The following is a 17410-nucleotide window of genomic DNA, read 5'->3' as shown; positions in this document are numbered from 1 at the left end:
TGGCTCGGACGTCGTCCCGTGCTGCTGCAGGCGGCATCCGTCCTGACCCCGTACGCCAGGGAGGGGATGCCCCGCAGTACATGACCAGTACACGTCTCGTTCTGGACAACCCCGGCCGGATCGATCACCGGCCGAAGGCACCGCCTGCGGGACGCGAAGGATCGATGACGGCGGCATCCAGGCAGCGGGCCGCGGTCTGCCCCGCCTGACGGGTGGCCGGCCGCCGCCAGAGCAGCTGGTCCGCTACCCGCGGCGCCCTCCTGGTCAAGGACCCCGCACCACGAGGAGTCGCCAGCAGCCGGGAGGCGACAGGTGACTTGCAACTGTTCGCCCAGGCCGTGACCGTCGCTACCGGCGGCATCGGCGCCAAGCGCGACCTCGTCCGCCTGTACCGGGCTCTACGCCTGTTCGGGTTCGATCTGGACGCAGCATTCGCCTGGGCGGGGGGCGAGGACGGCCTGGACGCCGGTGATCTCCATGGTCTCCAGGTAGCCGGTGAGGAAGGCGTGGTTCATGCCGCACACCAGATCCGGGGCCTTGGCCGCGAGGGGGTGGAACGGGCAGTTGCGCAGGCGCAGCCCGGTGGGTTCCTCGCGGAAGGGTTCGAAGCCGTGCTGGTCGAGCATGCGCTCGCAGGCGGTGAGGCCGCGTTCGGCGCCCAGCCGGCCGGGGCGGGTCTGCTCCCGCTGGGTCTGGCCGAGTTCCCGGCCACGCTGCCGGGCCGTGCGTACGGCGGCTTCCGCGGCGGTCTCGTCCTCGCCTTCGGTCACGATCGCCTGGAGGAACAGGTCGGCGAGCAGTTCATGGCGGCGGTCGGGGATGCTGACGCGGATGTCGGCGTCGGTGGGTTCGTAGACCTTGGGCTGACGACCGACCTTGCGGACGCCACCGGGGGCGCCGTACCGGGCGCGCAGCAGTCCGGCGTCGACGAGCTTGTCCAGGTGGAAGGCGGCGAGCTTGCGCGAGATCCCCACGCTGGCGGCGGCCTCGTCCCGGGTGACCGGGCGGCGGGCGCGCCGGATGAAGGCGAACATCTGCCGCCGGGACTCCTCGTTGAGGACGCTCACGGACTCGATCGCTGCGTCACCGGCGGAGGACGGCTGGGTCTGATCGGTAGCCACCCTGTCACATTAACTCCAAAACTCGCGGGCGGTGGCGAGCAGGCAGACGCCTGACGCAGACCGCTTGACCAGCGGACGGAATAAGACCAAGATTTGTTGGTGAAAAAGGAGGTGGTCTGCCATGGCCGAACCGTTGCATCACCAGGCCAAGCAACCGGTCAGCGCCGCACTGGCCGGCCCGTACGGCCATCCGTTTCACCCGCTGCTGGTGACCGTGCCGATCGGGGCGTGGGTGGGCAGCCTGGTCTTCGATGTCGCCTCACACCTGGTGCATGACGCGGACTTCCTGGCACGAGGAGCCATGTGGCTGATCGCGCTCGGGGTGATCGGCGCCCTGGCGGCCGCGCTGGTGGGGTTTCTGGACCTGTTCGCGATCCCGCCGGGCACCCGGGCGTTTCGCGTCGCACTGCTGCACATGGCACTGAACCTGCTGATCACCGTTGCCTACGCCGCCAATTTCTGGTGGCGGCAGGCCGGCGACGGCCCCTCCGGCAGCGTCGGCGCCGGGATGCTCGCGCTGAACGCCGTGAGCCTGGCCGGCCTCGGCCTCTCGGGCTACCTGGGCGGAAAGCTCGCCTACCACTACGGGGTGCGCGTCGCGCACGAGACGACCCAGGCCGAAGGCTACGTCCCCGCCCACCGACCCACCGGCGGCCGGCACACCGACTGACCCGTCCCTCCCGTGCGGCCGTGCCCCCTCGCGACGCCGCAGCACTCATCCGAAAGACAAGGATTTCCTCATGGCCATCGCCCCACTGATCACCTGGGTGATCACCGCTCTGGGCGGCTTCTACATGCTCGGCACCTGGCTCTCACGCGGCGGCGTCCGCAGCGGTAGCAGCCGGCTGCCCGCCCCGGTCGTCTTCGGACACTTCGCCCTGGCCGCGATCGGCCTGGTTGTCTGGATCCTCTACTTGATCGCCGACGCCACCGCGCTCGCCTGGACCGCGTTCGGCCTGCTCGTCCCCGTTGCGCTGCTCGGCTTCGTGATGCTGGCCCGGTGGCTGCCCACCTACCGGGCCACTCGCGCCGCCGTCGCGGAGGGTGGGGCCGAGCCCGCTGAGCGGTACTTCCCGGTCCCGGTGGTGCTCGCACACGGCCTGTTCGCCGTGATCACCGTCGTCCTGGTCCTGCTCACCGCCCTCGGCATCGGCGGGAGCTGACATGACCCAACTGCCCGCACAGACCGCGGCGCACCTCGCGCCCGATACGCCGACAGCGCAGAGGCCTGGAGCCGCCGCGCTGCGCGTCGTCCACGACACCGACGGCATCGACCTGGCAGCGGCCGAGCGCGCGGCAGGACAGTTCCTCAACGCGCTCGGCATCAGTACCGCCTCCGAAAGCCTGCGGGGGACCCCGGGTCGCATGGCCCGGGCTTACGCCGAACTCTTCAGCCCCCGCCCGTTCGAGCTGACCACTTTCCCCAACGACGAGGACTACGACGAACTCGTCCTGGCGCGCAGCATCCCCTTGCGATCGGTATGCGAACACCACCTGCTGCCCTTCGTCGGCACCGCCCATGTCGGCTACCTCCCCGGACAGCGCATCCTGGGACTGTCGAAGCTGGCACGCGTCGTGGAGCACTTCGCCTGCCGCCCTCAGGTCCAAGAGCGCCTGACCAAACAGGTTGCCGACTGGCTGCAGACCCATCTGGAGCCCAAAGGCGTCGGCGTCGTCATCGAAGCCGAACACACCTGCATGACCCTGCGCGGCGTGAAGGCCACCGGCTCCAGCACCCTCACCTCCACCCTCCTCGGGACACTGCGCGACGACGGGCGCTCCCGCAGCGAATTCCTCTCCCTGACCGGCCTGCCCAGCTGAATCCAGTCCCAGGGCACGACAGGGCGGTCGTCATAGGAACGCCGATGTCATGCGATGCGGCGTTGGTGGCCTCGCCCGGCTTGCGATCAGGAGGTCTACTTCCAGGACCGCGGCCGCCGCGCCGGCTCCCTAGAAATTGTCGTGTCCGCAGGCCTGGGCCCTGGCTATCGTTTTCTGCTGACCACGGACTGAGCGGCTCGCCCGAAGCGCTGGGCGACACCGAACTGCGGCAACTGGGGGAATTGGCATGGGGGACAGCGGGATGACGGAAGTGCGCCGGGAGCGTGCGCGTGCCGAGCGGATGACGGAAGGACTGACCGTCGCCGTGGCGTCGGTCCTCTCGTTCTGCCTGCTGGCCGGCCCGGCAGTGGTCTTCGGTACGAACGCCTGGCATCTGGTCGCCGGCACCGGGACCACCGCGTTCAGCCAGTTCTTGGCGCTGGTCACCTTCCTCGCACTCGTGGCGCTGCCGCTCACCCTGGCCCGCGTCGTGTTCCGCTCGGGCCGGCGCAAGGGCAGGGAGCGACTGACGGCGGCCGTCCCGGCGGTGCTGACGCTGCTCGGCGGGTCCGTCGTGCCCTTCGCGGCACTGTGCCTGATCGTCGTGTACGCGGACTGACCCCGACTGGTCGGCCTTGTCGGGGACGGTGCACCGAATACCCCGGCGGCGCAGGTGGGCACGGTTCCCGCACCTGCCGGACGCCGGCCCGGCGGCGTGACGGCCCGAAGGCAGGCGGACGGCATCTCCGACCGACTGCTCGCACTGGGGCCGCTGGCCCGTTGGACCCTGCACCGCTCGGTGCGGGCGGGAGCGGAAATGACATCCGCGTCACCTCGAGGTGCGGATCGAGTATCCGGGCAGAGGCGCGGGCAGCCTCGGCCGCGCACACCCGGTCCAAGCCACCGGCAGTGCGGCGGTGATCCCGTCGGTCGGCTGAGCATCGGTCCGCACACTGCCGAGTGGCATCTGCGGAAGATCTTCGGGGTGCGCGACGTCACCTCGCGCAAGCTGACGCTGGGGCCCCTGAGAGGAACTCCCTCGCCCTGCGGCCGCTGAAAACTGCGCAGCGTCGGCTTGTCGCGACCGAGCCGATGAGACCTGCTGCGCGAGCCGGCACACTCGCAGCCGCGCTGCGCGCCAGAGGCGTCGGCTGCCGCTACGGCACAGCGGGTGCACGCCCACCTTCGCCACGACCTGACCGCCAAGACGGCCCAGCCCGCTCGTCACCGTCCGCAGCGGCATGCGGTCCCACGCTCCAGGCCGGGCGGGTCTGACCGTCCCGCGTCGCCGGCCATGCCGCTCCGCCCGCGAACCCCAGGGACTCGACCCGTACGGCTCCCCGGGTGCGACGAGCGTCACACCCGGGAATAGTAGTTCCTGCTTTGACGACAGGGCACTGCCCAGGCTCCAACGAAGGTCGTCCTCGATGTTCACAGCCGACGGAAGCAGCACGCTCGCCTTCCTGAGGACGAGCCACTTATCAAGACCCCCGCGGCACTGAACGACGGCGGAGGCATCGTCCCGGTGTCGTCCAAGATCCGCGGGCAGGCTCCGGTACCGCCTTGAGCCGAGGTGGGGCCGACTGCCGCGCTCGCCGGGCACGGGCCGAGGAGCGGACGGTGGACCGGAGCACGGCCGGCCAGTGCCGACAGTTTCCTACTTCGCAGCACACGTCGTCCGACGGACTCAGAATCGAGGCGCCATGAAGCACACAGAGACTGAGACACGCCTGTCCGGCCAGTCACCACCCGAGGTGCCGCAAGTCGACATCACCCTTACCGTCAACGGCATCTCACACTCCCTCCAGGTCGACACGCGCGTCACCCTCCTCGACGCGCTGAGGGACCACCTGGGCCTCACCGGAGCGAAGAAGGGGTGCGACCAGGGTGCGTGCGGTGCCTGCACGGTCATGGTCGACGGTAGGCGAGTGGTGTCCTGCCTCGCCCTGGCCGCGCAGTGCCAGGGGCGGGAGATCACCACCATCGAGGGGCTGTCCACCGACGGTGAGCTGCACCCCATGCAGGCGGCCTTCGCTCGGCACGACGCGTTCCAGTGCGGCTACTGCACGCCGGGGCAGATCATCTCCGCCGTCTGCCTCATCGAGGAAGGGCGCGCCGAGACCGAGGAGGACATCCGCGAGTTCATGAGCGGAAACCTCTGCCGCTGCGGCGCGTATCCGAACATCCGCGCGGCCATCCGTGACGTGAAAGCGGCCGTCCATGACGTGAAAGGGGAGAGCTGATCGTGCACCCCTTCGAATACGCCCTGGCCCGTGACGCCGACCAAGCGGTGGCCGTGGCCACCGCCGATCCGCACACGTCCTTCCTCGCCGGCGGAACGACCCAGCTGGACCTCATGAAGGACGGCGTCCTCCAACCCGGGCGGCTCCTCGACATCACCCGGCTGCCCCTCAAGGGCATCACCCACACCGACACCGCCATCCGGGTCGGCGCGCTGACGACGATGGAGGAACTGGCGGCCGACCCGGTGGTTCGCGACCGCCTGCCGTTCGTACGGGAGGCACTGCTGCTCGGGGCGTCGACGCAGCTCCGCAACATGGCCACCATCGGCGGCAACCTGCTCCAGCGAGCTCGGTGCCGCTACTTCCGCGATCCCACCGTTCCAGCCTGCAACAAGAGAAACCCCGGTTCCGGGTGCGCTGCCATCGACGGCATCCAGCGCATGCACGCCATTCTCGGCACCAGCGACCACTGCATCGCCCTGCACGCCTCGGACGTCGCCGTCCCGCTGACGGCACTGGACGCCGTTGTCCACACTCAGGGCGCGGACGGCACGCGGTCGGTCCCGTTGACCCAGTTCTACCTCCCGCCGGACGACACCCCCCACGTCGAGAACGTGCTGCAGCACGGCGAGCTGATCACCGCGGTCGAGATCCCGCTCCTTCCGGCAGCGGCACGGTCGCACTACATCAAGGTCCGTGACCGCGTCTCCTACGAGTTCGCCCTGACCTCGGCCGGCGTGGCCGTCCTGATCGAGAACGGACTCGTTCAGGAGGCGCGCGTCGCGCTCGGCGGCGTGGGCACCATTCCCTGGCGTGCCTGGGACGCGGAGGACGTGCTCCGTGGCGCGCAGGCGACCACGGAGGTGTTCCGCTCGGCGGCCGAGGCCGCTCTGGCGGGCGCCCGCACGCTGCCGGGAACCGCGTTCAAGGTGGACCTGGCCAAGCGCACCCTCGTACGCACGCTCGAGACCGTTGCAGGAGCGCAGTCATGACGACTCTCGAAACCGGCAGGACCGTCGGTGCGGGCATCGACCGCGTGGACGCCCCGCTGAAAGTCACCGGGTCGGCGCACTACCCCAACGACTTCTCCCTGCCCGGCATGGTCCACGCTGCACTGGTGGGCAGCACCGTCGCGGCCGGGCGAATCCGTGGCATCGACGTGTCGCGAGCCGAGGCGGCACCCGGCGTGCTGGCCGTCATCACGCATCTGACCGCCCCCGCGCTGGAGCGGGGCCCGATGACGCTGCTGGGCGGATCGCCCCCTGCCCCGATGCAGGACGACCGCATCCTCCACTACGGCCAGCACATCGCGATCGTCGTCGCGGAGAGCGCCGAGCAGGCCCGACACGCCGCGCGGCTGGTCCATGTCGAGTACGAGGCGGCCAAGGCCGTACTCGACGTCGACGACCCTCGGGCGGAGATCGTCGAGAACCCCTGGGGGCTGGACACCCAGCGTGGCGACATCGCCGCCGGCTTCGCCCAGGCCGACGTAGTCGTCGAGGACACCTACACCACCCCCGACAACACCAACAACCCACTGGGTCTGATGGCCACCCTGGCCTCGTGGCACGGTGACGCTCTCACGGTGCACGACTCCACTCAGTGGCCGCACAACGTGCGCACCTCACTGGCCACGATCTTCAAGGTGCCGGAGAGCGGCATCCGGGTCCTCGCACCGTTCGTCGGCGGAGGCTTCGGAGCCGGCCTGAGGGTGTGGTCGCACGTGATCCTCACGGTGATGGCCGCCCGGCAGGTCAAGCGTCCGGTCAAGCTCGTCCTCAGCCGCCCCGAGATGTTCACCTCGGTGGGACACAGGCCGAACAGCGTCCAGCAGATCAAGGTCGGCGCCACCCGTGACGGCGACCTCGTCGCCATCGAGCACCACGGCATGTCCTCGGTGGCCATGGAGGACGACGACTACGAACCGGTGTCGTTCGGTTCCGTCGTGGCCTATGCCTGCCCGAACGTGCTGACGCGGGACAGGCAGGCGCGGCTGAACATCCCCTGTCCCGGCTCGATGAGAGCGCCTGCCGAGGGCCAGGGCAACTTCGCCCTGGAGTCGGCCATCGACGACGTGGCCCGCGCCGTGGGCATGGACCCCCTTGAGTTCCGCCTGCGCAACTACGCGGATGAGCACCCGCTGCTGGGCCTGCCCTGGTCGAGCAAGGCGCTGAGGGAGTGCTACCTCGAGGGCGCCGAACGGTTCGGCTGGTCCCGGCGTACCCCGGAACCCGGTTCCATGCGGGACGGACGCTGGCTCATCGGATACGGCCTGGCCGGGGTCTCCTACCCCTTCTACCAGGTCCCCTGCCAGGCACGCGCCTCCGTGCGCCGCGACGGTTCGGCCTACGTGCGCAGCGCCGCCACCGACATCGGAACCGGCACCTACACGGTGATGACCCAACTGGCGGCCGAACTCCTCGGCCTGGAGGTCGAACAGGTGCGCTTCGACCTCGGCGACTCCGACATGCCGTACGCACCCCAGGCAGGGGGCTCCGGTCTCACCGGCGCCCTCAGCAACGCCGTCCACACCGCCTGCCGACGGCTGGTGCAGGAATTCCTGGACGTGGTGGCCGACGACGCGGCGTCCCCGCTGCGCGGAGCGATGCTCGACGACGTCACGGTCACCGACGGGCGTGTCCACCGGATCGAGGACGCGGCACAGGGTGAGTCCTACGCGGACATCCTGGCTCGCCACGGACTGGAGGAACTCAGCGCCGACGGCAGGAGCACGCCTCCTCAGTCCGAAGATCTGGGGATGGCCCTCGCGGGCGCCTTCGGAGCGAAGTTCGTCGAGGTGCGCATCGACCCGGCTCTGGGGCTGCTGCGCGTCGCCCGCGTGGTGTCCGCGATCGACGGCGGGCGGATCCTCAACGAGAAGACCGCCGCCAGCCAGATCATCGGCGGTACGGTCGGCGGGATCAGCCAGGCCATGTTCGAGGAGACCGCCACCGACCGGGGCACCGGTCGCATCGCCAATGCCACCTTCGGTGACTACCTCATGCCGGTCAACGCGGACGTGCCCGACATGGAGGTGCTCTTCGTGGGCGGTCCCGACCGGGCGACCGCCGTCGGCACCAAGGGCGTCGGTGAGATCGGCCTGGTCGGGCTTGCCGCAGCCATCGGCAACGCCGTCCACCACGCCACGGGCCGGCGCATCCGTTCCCTGCCCATCACGATCGACCAGCTCATGCTCTGACGCATCAGGACACTTCGCGGGGACCGGCAGGAAGCGACCAAGCCGGCCCCCGCGGGTAGGCCGCTTCCGCCGTCGGGGCTCCCCGACAAGCCGGTGGCGGTACCGGCCTGTCGGGGGCGCTTCCGGTCAGGCGAGGTTCTTGGTGAAGAACTCGTCGAGCCTGTCGAAGGGGATGAGGTCCTTGCGGTCGTAGAGGTCGACGTGGTCCGCGCCCGGGACGATCACGAGGTCGACGGTGTCGGGGGCCTTCGCCTGGACGTCCTCGGAGTAGTAGCGGGAGGCGCGTCGGCGCCGGCCACCAAGAGGGCCTTGCGGGGCGCCAACATGTCGAGGTTCGTCATCAGCTGGAAGGCGAAGAACGACATCGGCGTGGTCGCGGTCCACGCGGTGGTGGAGTTGATCGAGCGCGGGTGGTAGCCGCGCTCGGTGCGGTAGTAGTCGAAGAAGATCGCCGTGATCGGGTCGGCGTCCGCCGGGAGGGTCTCGCGCTCAACCGGGACGACCCAGGGCCCGCGCCATCAGTGAAGCAGTGGACGCCGGTGCCTGTGGCGAGCCGGACACGATGGCATCGGGCCTGCCGCCGCCTTCCGCCGCTTCCTGACCATCGCCCCGATCAGGTGGGCGAGGGGGGACTCCGTGCCGTCAAGCCTTGTCAGAGATGGCGCTTGAGGCACTGGGGCAGGAGTTCACGCGTGGGAGTGGACCGGTGGTGTGACGGGAGCCTGAAGAGGGTCTACCGGGTTCACGCGGACGGATCACAGCAGCTGCCGGACGTGCGGGTCGACGTCGGTGTCTGTGACGGCAGATCCGTTCGCCCTGACCGCTGGATCGGCTCTGAGCAGCGCCCTTCGGCGACGGAACGAGCCGCATGCGCCGATCAGCACATGGGGCAGGATGCTTGGATCGGAACCCGGGCCGTCGCCGTCAACTACGGCAGACGCGGCCACGCAGCCGCCGCGGCTCCGGGCACCGCGTGTCGTGGCAGGTTGCCCTGAGCTGCCGCCGCGCGCACGGTGGAGGTATGGGCGCTCAAGAAGGCCCCACGCTCATCACCTCCGTGCAGAGGGCTTTCCGGTTGCTAGAGACGGTCGGGGCTCATGAATGCGGCGCGCCGGCGAAGCAATTGGCGCGTGAGACGGGGCTGGCCCTGGCCACCACGTACCACCTGCTACGGACCCTGGCGCACGACGGGTACGTGCGCAAGCTTGAGGACGGCTCCTTCGTCCTCGGCGAGAGGCTTGGGGCGCTGCACGACGTCAGCGGAACACAGTCACTGCTCAGCCGCGTCCGCCCGATGCTGGGTTCCCTGCGGGACAACCTGTCCGCCGCCGCCTACCTCACCTTCTACGAGGACGGCGAGATTCGCGTGGCAGAGATCGTCGACGGGCCCCAGGCGCCGCGCGCCGAGCTGTGGGTGGGTTTCGCGGACGCGGGCCACGCCACTGCGCTGGGCAAGTGTGTGCTTCGCGCGCTGGACGACGAGGCGCGCCAGGAGTACCTCTCCCGGCACTCTCTGGCGGACCTCACACCCAGAACCATCACCCACCGCGGGGAACTGCTGCGGCGGCTCGACGCCTTCCCCGACGACCAGACCGTCACGGACCTGGAGGAGTACTCCCTCGGGACCGTCTGCGTCGCGGTGCCCGTGTACAGGGGCGACACCCTCGGATCCCTGGGTGTCTCGCTACGCGCGGATTGTTCGTCCAAGATCGAGGTTGCCTCCGCACGGCTACGCGCGGCCGCGAACCGGGTGACCAGGGGACTCTCGCTCACTATCTGAAACTCGCGGCCTTGTGGCAGGAAACACGAGAACCCTTTACTGGATGAACGGGACATTCGGGACGGCGAGAGAGGCAGAGAGCAGAGAGTGCGGACGCCCAAACGGCACACCCTGAGGAACGACAAGCTCGATCACTGCACGACGAACGGATGGACCGTTGTCAGTGTCACCGGTGAGGTGGACGTCTGCTCTTCCCCGGCGATCCGCGAAGCCGTAGACCGCCTCATCGACGGAGGGCACAAGCACTTCGTTCTTGACCTTTGCCACGTGACGTTCTTGGACTCAATGGGGTTGGGCATGATCGTGGCGATCACTAAGCGCCTCCAGGCGTGCGCGGGATCCCTGCTCCTCACCTGCGCCGATGCCCGAATACTCAAAGTGTTCAAAGCCGGCGGCCTGTACCCGGTATATGCCTTCCACGACTCGGTCGCGGATGCGACGCGCGACGCGCCCGAAGTCAGTGGGCTGGCAGGCTGGCCGTACAGCCACACGTGATCACCCCACGAGTGAACGACCCGGCACGCTTTCAGGGTGCACCGTGCAGCAGCCGTGACAGTTCTGCGTCGCAGTTCAGCTGCTCGCCCTCGTGGTCGGCGGGCACCAGGAGGTACGTGCGCCTCAGCCACTCGGCCAGTGCCGGCAGCGGGGCTCTCAGACGGGCGTATCCGTGCGGCGATGACAGCGCCAGGTGCAACTTGGCGCCGGGGCCGCTCCCGCTCGGCCAGAGACGGATGTCCCCATCGCCGCTCGGTTCATGCATACCCTGCGACAACAGCTCACGTGAGAACACCCACGGGACGGGACCGCCGGGCTCGGTGTGAAAGGTGACGTGCACGGCGAACGGGTCCCGCCGCCGGTAGGACAGCAGGGTAGGCAGTATGACCGGTTCCTCCGGCGCCGAAAGGAGCTCCATGTGCAGCATCTGATCTATGCACTCGGTCATGGCTCGTCTCTCTGATTGGGCTCAGTGGGCCGGAACAACTGGGTGGAACCCGTCGTGGACCGCGGGACCGGCATGTCGAGTGCCGGGGGTCGCCGTGTCCGACAGGGTCGGTGCGCGGCGCAAGGCGAGCAGGTGCGGCCACTTCATGCTGGGCGGCCGTCAGCTGAGCTGCTGACGCGTTGAGGTTTCGTCGGCGGGAGTGCTGAGGACGGAAGGCCTGAAGCGCGGTGTGCGCTCCAGAGGTTCGCCCGGGAGGCCGGGCGCGGCTCTGCGAGCGGGGCGTTGTCGAGCGTCATGCGTCCTGCGCGTGGCGCCTGCCGACGACGGGGCGGCACTCCGCTTCGTGATCGCGCTGTCCTCTGGAACGATCGTGAGTGCCGCCCCGGTTCTTGGCTGCGGAGGGTGTTCCGCAGGGCTCCATGCCGGCTGGTCGCGGCGAATGGGTCGTGCTCGTGCTTCCGGGCTCAGGAAGGAAGCTCCTGATCAGTGGGAAAGGCCCCGATCGTGGATCCACTGGATCTGGTCGACGACCCACATGCGGCGGGCGTCGTCGATGTCCACCCAGTGACGGGCGTGGTGGGAGTCGTAGAACCCGTGAGGACGTCCGGCGTCGTCACCGTGGCCTCGGTGATGAGCATGGTGGTCGCCGACGTGATCGTGGAGGCGTTCGTTGCCGGTGCGAAGGTGGTCCCCGCTGAGGCTGTCCGCGACTCGGCTCGGGGCGGATTGTTCGCTGCCCGGAAGCTCGGTCGCCGAAGCGGTGCCCCCTACGGCGAGGAGTGCTGCTGCGGCGACGGTCACGGAAGCGGCTGCTGCGGCAGTACGCCGCGCAATCCTGGATGTCATGGTTCTTCCTCCTTGTTCACGCCGCGACCTGTGGGCCGATCATGGCGCTTTGTCCGTGCTTGTTCGGACGCTGGTGACACTACTCCCGTGTTGGTTGAACCGTAAACTAACCCGGGTGTGAGCTCCGCCATGGGCCATGGGCTCGACAGAAGCCGTTGCGTCGAGTGTTTCTGCGGTGATCCCTGAATTCGCGGCTGCGAGCAGAGCGTGGCCCGATTCGTCCTCACCACGCCCTCGCCGGTGTGCAGTCGTCCTCACCGACGTACACGCGGAGGAAGACGTCGATGCCGCCGGTGCCGAGCACGTGCAGGACCTGGCAGGTCCGCCCGCTGCTCCACATGCACGGCTGATGAGTCGGGCATAACCTGCTCAGTACGGCGTGCCGAACCGGGACCGTCCTCCTCGACACCCTGATGGCCTGCCTGCGGGCGAGGTCGCCGACAGGCGGGTCCATGATCCGCTTCGGTCTTCGGCCCGGCGCGCGACCCCTCCGCCCAGGCAGGAGAGTGCCCATGCGTTCGACCGTGAAGGCTCGCGTCCGTGTGCAGAGCCCCGTGCGCTGCCAGAGCCCGGCTCGTCCCGTGGCAAAGACGTGGGTCCGCCCTGAGTACCAGGTGTTCGACACACCCATGGAGGTGACCGCCTACGCAGGTCGTGCCGGACGGTGACGGATCCCGCACCGACGGTCGGATCCGGCAGGGCCCGGCCGCCTGATCCGACCGCCAACCGGGCGGGAACGATGCGCTGGAGGGACGGCATCGCATCGATGGATGTGACCTTGACCTGTGGTGAAACCGCAAGACCTTGGAGCGAAGTCGAGTTCGCCGGCGCACTGCGTGCGCTGGAGTCCCGCTACTGGGACCGGCACCCGTTCCATCAGCGGCTGCACGACGGATTGTTGAGCGACGAAGAGCTCCGCCTGTGGGCAGCCAATCGCTGGTACTACCAACGGTGCCTGCCGCAGAAGGACGCGGCGATCATCGCCAACTGTCCCCTGCCCGAGGTCCGTCGGCAGTGGCTGTCGAGAATCGTCTACCACGATGGCATCGCCGTCCACTCCGGTGGCACCGAGAAATGGCTGCGGCTGGCCGAGGCGGTCGGTCTGCAACGGGACGAGGTGCTCTCGGAGCGACTGGTACTGCCGGGGGTGAGGTTCGCCGTCGACGCCTATGTCGGCTTCGCCCTGCGTCGCCCCTGGCTGGAGGCGGTGGCCTCGGGTCTGACGGAGCTGTTCTCGCCCGGGCTGCTCACCCACCGGCTGCACCGGATGCGGGAGCACTATCCGTGGATCGCCGAGGACGGACTCGCATACTTCACAGCGCGCATCGAGGTCGTGGCAGCGGAGGGACAGGCGCTGCTGGACCTGGTCGTGAGAAGCGCCCGGACGCGTGCCGAGCAGGAGGCGTGCGTGAGTGCCCTCGCGTTCAAGTGCGATGTGCTGTGGGCGGTGCTCGACACCGTGGACTACTACTGTGGCGGCACGAGGGAAGTGGCACGGCAATGACCGGACCGCTGGACACCCGATCGCCCCGGCTGCGGCCGGGCGTACGGCTCACCCATGATCATGTCCGGGACACGGACATGGTGCTGCTGCCCGAAGGTGTCCTGGTACTCAACGAGACGGCGGCCGCCGTGCTCGAGCTGTGCGACGGCAGGCGGACCGTCGCACAGGTCATCGATCTTCTCCGTGGGCGGTACGACGGAGTGCGTGCCGAGGACGTCACCGAGCTGATGGCCGATCTCGCCGAGCGGCGAGTGGTGAGCCTCGGTGATCGACAGGGCATCGACCTTGACGACCCCGCGGGGGTGCGCCCCGATGACTGAAGCGCCGTTGGGCCTGCTGGCCGAGGTGACCCACCGTTGTCCTCTTCACTGCCCCTACTGTTCCAATCCCCTGGAACTGGCCGGCCGCTCAGCAGAGATGACCACGGATCAGTGGCGGGACGTGCTGAGCCAGGCCCGTGAGCTGGGGGTCGTGCAGATGCACTTCTCCGGGGGCGAGCCGCTGGCACGCCGCGATCTGCCCGACCTGGTCGTCCACGCCCACGGCCTCGGCGCGTACGTCAACCTGGTGACCAGCGGCGTCGGGCTCACCGGCGACCGCGCCCGGCAACTCGCGGACTGCGGAGTCGACCACGTGCAGCTGTCCTTGCAGGACGTCGATCCCGCACGCGCCGACCGGATCGCCGGTGCCCGGGTGCACGCCGCGAAGCGCAGAGCTGCGCAGGAGGTGCGAGCCGCGGGACTGCCGCTCACCGTGAACGTGGTCCTTCACCGGGCGAACATCGAACACACCGGCGAGATCATCGAGCTGGCCACGGCCCTGGGCGCCGACCGGATCGAGCTGGCCAACACTCAGTACTACGGGTGGGCGCTGCGCAACCGCGGTGCCCTGCTGCCGACACCGCGCCAGCTGGCAGTGGCCCGGCAGGCCGTCGAACAGGCCCGCATCCGATACGCGGGCCGCGGGCCGGAACTGGTGTACGTCGTGGCCGACTACTACTCCGACCGGCCCAAGCCCTGCATGCACGGCTGGGGTAGTCGGCAACTGACCGTCACGCCCACCGGTGACGTCCTGCCCTGTCCTGCCGCTGGTGTGATCACGACGCTGCCCGTGGAGAACGTGCTGCGCCGGCGGTTGGCCTGGATCTGGTACGACTCCCGCGCGTTCAACGCATTCCGCGGCACCAGCTGGATGGCGGACCCGTGCCGCACCTGCCCGCAGCGGCACACCGACTTCGGCGGCTGCCGCTGCCAGGCGTTCCAGCTCACGGGGGACGCGACGGCGACCGATCCGGTTTGCACCCTCTCACCGCATCGGAGAATGGTGGACGCCCTCCTCGCGGAAGACGCCGCTCAGGAGGCCACATCACAGCCGGTCTTCGTCATGCGCACTCAGACGGCTCCATGAGAGTCATCCTTCTCGGCACGGCCGCGGGCGGTGGCCTTCCGCAGTGGAACTGCGCCTGCGCCCAGTGCGAGGCCGCCCGCGCCGGCCGACTGCCCTGCCGTACCCAGGACTGCATCGCCGTCACCGGGGACGACAGGAACTGGTGGCTTGTCAACGCCTCTCCCGATCTGCGTACGCAGCTGCTGGCCTGTCCACGCCTCGCTGCCGGCCCTGGTCCACGCGACACCCCGGTGCGCGGTGTCCTGCTCACCGACGCCGAAGCCGATCACGTCCTCGGCCTTGCCCTGCTGCGCGGCCACGCCGGGCTGACCGTCCACGCCAGTCCGCCCGTCACGAGGGCTCTGACCGACGCCCTGCCCCTCCGGAGCATGAGCGACCGGTACGCCCGATGGCAATGGCGGGAGGGGCCGGGCGCCGACGGCACCGCATTGACCGGCGGGCTGAGGGTGACCGGTCACCCGTTGGGCCCGAAGGCGCCCCGATACGTCGGTTCGGCGTCCTCCGACGACCGCTGGGTGACGGCGTACCGGATCGAGGACACCGCTTCAGGGAGCACGCTCGTCTACGCTCCCTGCCTCGCCGTCTGGACACCCACGCTGGACCGCCTGCTGTCAGGAGCCGACTGCGCCCTGGTGGACGGCACCTTCTACACCGCCGACGAGATGGGTTCGGGACTCGGCGAGCAGCCGGGTCGCGAGCAGCCGGCCATGGGGCACCTGCCGGTCAACGGGGCAGACGGCTCTCTGAGCCGCCTCGCGGACCATCCGGCCGTGCGTCGCATCTACACCCACCTCAACAACACCAACCCCCTGGCCGACCCCTCTTCCCAGGCCCGCGCCCATGTTTCCGCCCACGGCGTCGAGGTGCTCCCGGACGGTGCGGAGTTCACGCTCTGAGCGCCGGACCAGCCTTCCCAGGTGCGTCGATCACAAGCGTCTGACACCTGCTGGAAGTCCCAGCTCGTCCACGAGGCCCTGACCGCCCGCCTCTGGCGCCGTCACTCGGCACGCCCGTCACCCGACTGGCGGATACATACCGCGACCCGTTAGCCACATTGGGTCAATGTGGAGACCGAAGGGAGCAATCATGCGGCGAATACGCATCACGCTGGCCGCTGTACCGGCAGCTCTGGTTCTCGGCATCACACAGGGTGCGGTCTTCCAGGCGGGCGCCGGCGGCCCCGGCGGCGGCGACACCGACACGGGCACCGCTTCGCTCAACGGATTCACCAAGCAGGTGGTCGCCACCGGCCTGGGCAATCCGTACGAGATCGTCTGGGGGCCCGACGGCTTCCTGTGGGTCACGGAGAAGAGCGGCAGGAAGGTCACCCGCGTCAATCCGCGGACAGGTGCGAAGAGCACCGTTCTCGACCTGACGCAGAAAGCCGTGCACACCATGGGCGGTCAGGACGGTGTGCTGGGCCTGGCCCTCCATCCGGACCTGCTCAAGAACAAAGGACGCGACTACGTGTACGTCTCGTACACCTACGACTCGAACACTTCGGACGCCGAGGTCGACCAGCGGCTGAGGATCGACCGGTACACCTACGACAGCAAGACCGGACAGCTGGGCCGGCCGAAGAACCTGATCAGCGGACTGGCATCGGGAACCGATCACCAGAGCGCACGGCTGCGCTACGGCCCCGACGGCAAGCTGTACTACACGATCGGCGACCAGGGCGCCAACCAGCTCCAGCACTTCTGCGAGCCGAACCGAGCGCAGTGGCTGCCCACCGAGGAGCAGATCGAGGCCAAGGACTGGATCGCCTACCGAGGCAAGACGCTGCGGCTGAACCCGGAGGACGGCTCGATCCCCGCGGACAACCCCGTGCTCAACGGCGTACGCAGTCATGTGTGGGCCTACGGGTTCCGTAACGCCCAGGGCCTGGACTTCGGGTCCGACGGCACCCTGTACAACGGTGACCAGGGGCCCAAGACCGACGACGAGGTCAACGTCCTGACGAAGGGAGCCAACTACGGCTGGCCCCACGTGGCCGGGTACCGGGACGACAAGGCCTACGCCTTCCACGAATGGTCCGCGTCCGCACCGACTCCGTGCGCCGACCTCACGTTCAGCGACCTGGAGGTGCCCGAGTCGGTGCCCCAGCAGAAGGAGACCGACTGGCAGGGCCGGTTCACCGAGCCGATCCGCACCTTCGGGACGGTCGACACCGGCTACGACTTCGCCGACCCCAAGTGCGGCGAACTGGTCTACATCTGCTGGCCGTCACTGGCCAACTCCAGCATCACGTACTACCCCGAGACCGGTGGCATCACAGGGCTGCGCAACTCGCTGCTCATGACCACCCTCAAGGACGGCTCGGTCTACCGGCTGAAGCTCACCGACGACGGCCAGAAGGTCACCGAGGCCACCCCGCTGTGGAAGGCACAGAACCGCTACCGCGACATCGCGCTGAGCCCGGACGGCAAGTCCGTCTACGTCGCCACCGACTCCGAAGGCAACGTGCGCGACCGGAACGGCGCTCCCACGACGGAACTGGAGAATCCCGGAAGCATCCTCGTCTTCCGCCAGCAGTGACCGTTCGC

General features: G+C 69.0%; 17 protein-coding genes. 14 read left to right on the top strand and 3 right to left on the bottom strand.

Translation table 11 applies throughout. The features are described from left to right. Window positions 1-398: 398 nt before the first annotated feature. Entirely contained in the window at window positions 399-1121 is a 723-nt protein-coding gene (locus tag IE260_RS34945; RefSeq protein WP_189879339.1) for a helix-turn-helix transcriptional regulator, read from the bottom strand. A gap of 121 nt (window positions 1122-1242) precedes the next feature. Here IE260_RS34945 and IE260_RS34940 point away from each other — a divergent pair, with 121 nt between their 5' ends. The 9 genes from IE260_RS34940 (at window position 1243) to IE260_RS34900 (ending at window position 10659) form a co-directional block, all read left to right on the top strand. Further along, window positions 1243-1791, top strand: coding sequence for a DUF2231 domain-containing protein (locus tag IE260_RS34940; protein ID WP_189879337.1), 549 nt, complete (start codon window positions 1243-1245; stop codon window positions 1789-1791). A 70-nt stretch (window positions 1792-1861) separates the two neighbouring features. Next, a complete protein-coding gene (locus tag IE260_RS34935) occupies window positions 1862-2284 on the top strand; it encodes a hypothetical protein (protein WP_189879335.1) in 423 nt (140 codons plus the stop codon). Window position 2285: 1 nt separating this feature from the next. Continuing rightward, a complete protein-coding gene (gene folE / locus IE260_RS34930) occupies window positions 2286-2942 on the top strand; it encodes a GTP cyclohydrolase I FolE (RefSeq protein WP_189879333.1) in 657 nt (218 codons plus the stop codon). A gap of 247 nt (window positions 2943-3189) precedes the next feature. Then, window positions 3190-3561, top strand: coding sequence for a hypothetical protein (locus tag IE260_RS34925; protein ID WP_189879330.1), 372 nt, complete (start codon window positions 3190-3192; stop codon window positions 3559-3561). A 1084-nt stretch (window positions 3562-4645) separates the two neighbouring features. Further along, entirely contained in the window at window positions 4646-5185 is a 540-nt protein-coding gene (locus IE260_RS34920) for a (2Fe-2S)-binding protein (protein WP_189879328.1), read from the top strand. A gap of 2 nt (window positions 5186-5187) precedes the next feature. Next, complete coding sequence (locus tag IE260_RS34915) at window positions 5188-6177, top strand: FAD binding domain-containing protein (protein ID WP_189879326.1); 990 nt, start codon at window positions 5188-5190, stop codon at window positions 6175-6177. Next, window positions 6174-8384 (top strand): xanthine dehydrogenase family protein molybdopterin-binding subunit, encoded by a 2211-nt coding sequence (locus IE260_RS34910; protein ID WP_189879324.1) that lies wholly within the window; start codon window positions 6174-6176, stop codon window positions 8382-8384. Before IE260_RS34915 ends, IE260_RS34910 begins: the two co-directional genes overlap by 4 nt. 1021 nt (window positions 8385-9405) lie before the next feature. After that, a complete protein-coding gene (locus tag IE260_RS34905) occupies window positions 9406-10164 on the top strand; it encodes an IclR family transcriptional regulator (protein WP_189879322.1) in 759 nt (252 codons plus the stop codon). Between the two features lie 87 nt (window positions 10165-10251). Continuing rightward, window positions 10252-10659, top strand: coding sequence for an STAS domain-containing protein (locus tag IE260_RS34900; RefSeq protein WP_189879320.1), 408 nt, complete (start codon window positions 10252-10254; stop codon window positions 10657-10659). A 31-nt stretch (window positions 10660-10690) separates the two neighbouring features. On the opposite strand, the gene IE260_RS34895 is transcribed toward IE260_RS34900, so the two are convergent. Both IE260_RS34895 and IE260_RS34890 read right to left on the bottom strand, forming a co-directional pair. Then, window positions 10691-11107: an SsgA family sporulation/cell division regulator gene (locus IE260_RS34895; RefSeq protein ID WP_189879318.1), complete on the bottom strand. Its 417-nt coding sequence runs from the start codon at window positions 11105-11107 to the stop codon at window positions 10691-10693. A gap of 483 nt (window positions 11108-11590) precedes the next feature. Beyond that, a complete protein-coding gene (locus tag IE260_RS34890; protein WP_189879316.1) occupies window positions 11591-11953 on the bottom strand; it encodes a hypothetical protein in 363 nt (120 codons plus the stop codon). A gap of 772 nt (window positions 11954-12725) precedes the next feature. On the opposite strand from IE260_RS34890, the gene pqqC reads away from it, so the two are divergent. From pqqC to IE260_RS34865, 5 genes are all read left to right on the top strand, one after another. Further along, on the top strand, window positions 12726-13457 hold the full coding sequence (pqqC, locus tag IE260_RS34885; protein WP_373303449.1) for a pyrroloquinoline-quinone synthase PqqC: 732 nt from the start codon (window positions 12726-12728) through the stop codon (window positions 13455-13457). Next, window positions 13454-13777, top strand: a complete 324-nt coding sequence (gene pqqD, locus IE260_RS34880) for a pyrroloquinoline quinone biosynthesis peptide chaperone PqqD (protein ID WP_189879313.1) — start codon at window positions 13454-13456, stop codon at window positions 13775-13777. The genes pqqC and pqqD overlap by 4 nt, the downstream gene beginning before the upstream one ends. Further along, complete coding sequence (pqqE, locus tag IE260_RS34875) at window positions 13770-14864, top strand: pyrroloquinoline quinone biosynthesis protein PqqE (protein WP_189879311.1); 1095 nt, start codon at window positions 13770-13772, stop codon at window positions 14862-14864. Before pqqD ends, pqqE begins: the two co-directional genes overlap by 8 nt. Beyond that, complete coding sequence (gene pqqB / locus IE260_RS34870; RefSeq protein WP_189879310.1) at window positions 14861-15760, top strand: pyrroloquinoline quinone biosynthesis protein PqqB; 900 nt, start codon at window positions 14861-14863, stop codon at window positions 15758-15760. The genes pqqE and pqqB overlap by 4 nt, the downstream gene beginning before the upstream one ends. Before the next feature lie 190 nt (window positions 15761-15950). Then, complete coding sequence (locus IE260_RS34865) at window positions 15951-17402, top strand: glucose/sorbosone family PQQ-dependent dehydrogenase (protein WP_189879307.1); 1452 nt, start codon at window positions 15951-15953, stop codon at window positions 17400-17402. Window positions 17403-17410 lie beyond the last annotated feature (8 nt).

The sequence above is a fragment of the Streptomyces viridiviolaceus genome (genome assembly GCF_014650995.1).
GTDB classification, from domain to species: Bacteria; Actinomycetota; Actinomycetes; order Streptomycetales; family Streptomycetaceae; genus Streptomyces; species Streptomyces viridiviolaceus.
The sequence above is the reverse complement of the archived record's forward strand: the minus strand, read 5'-3'. Positions and strand labels throughout refer to the sequence as shown.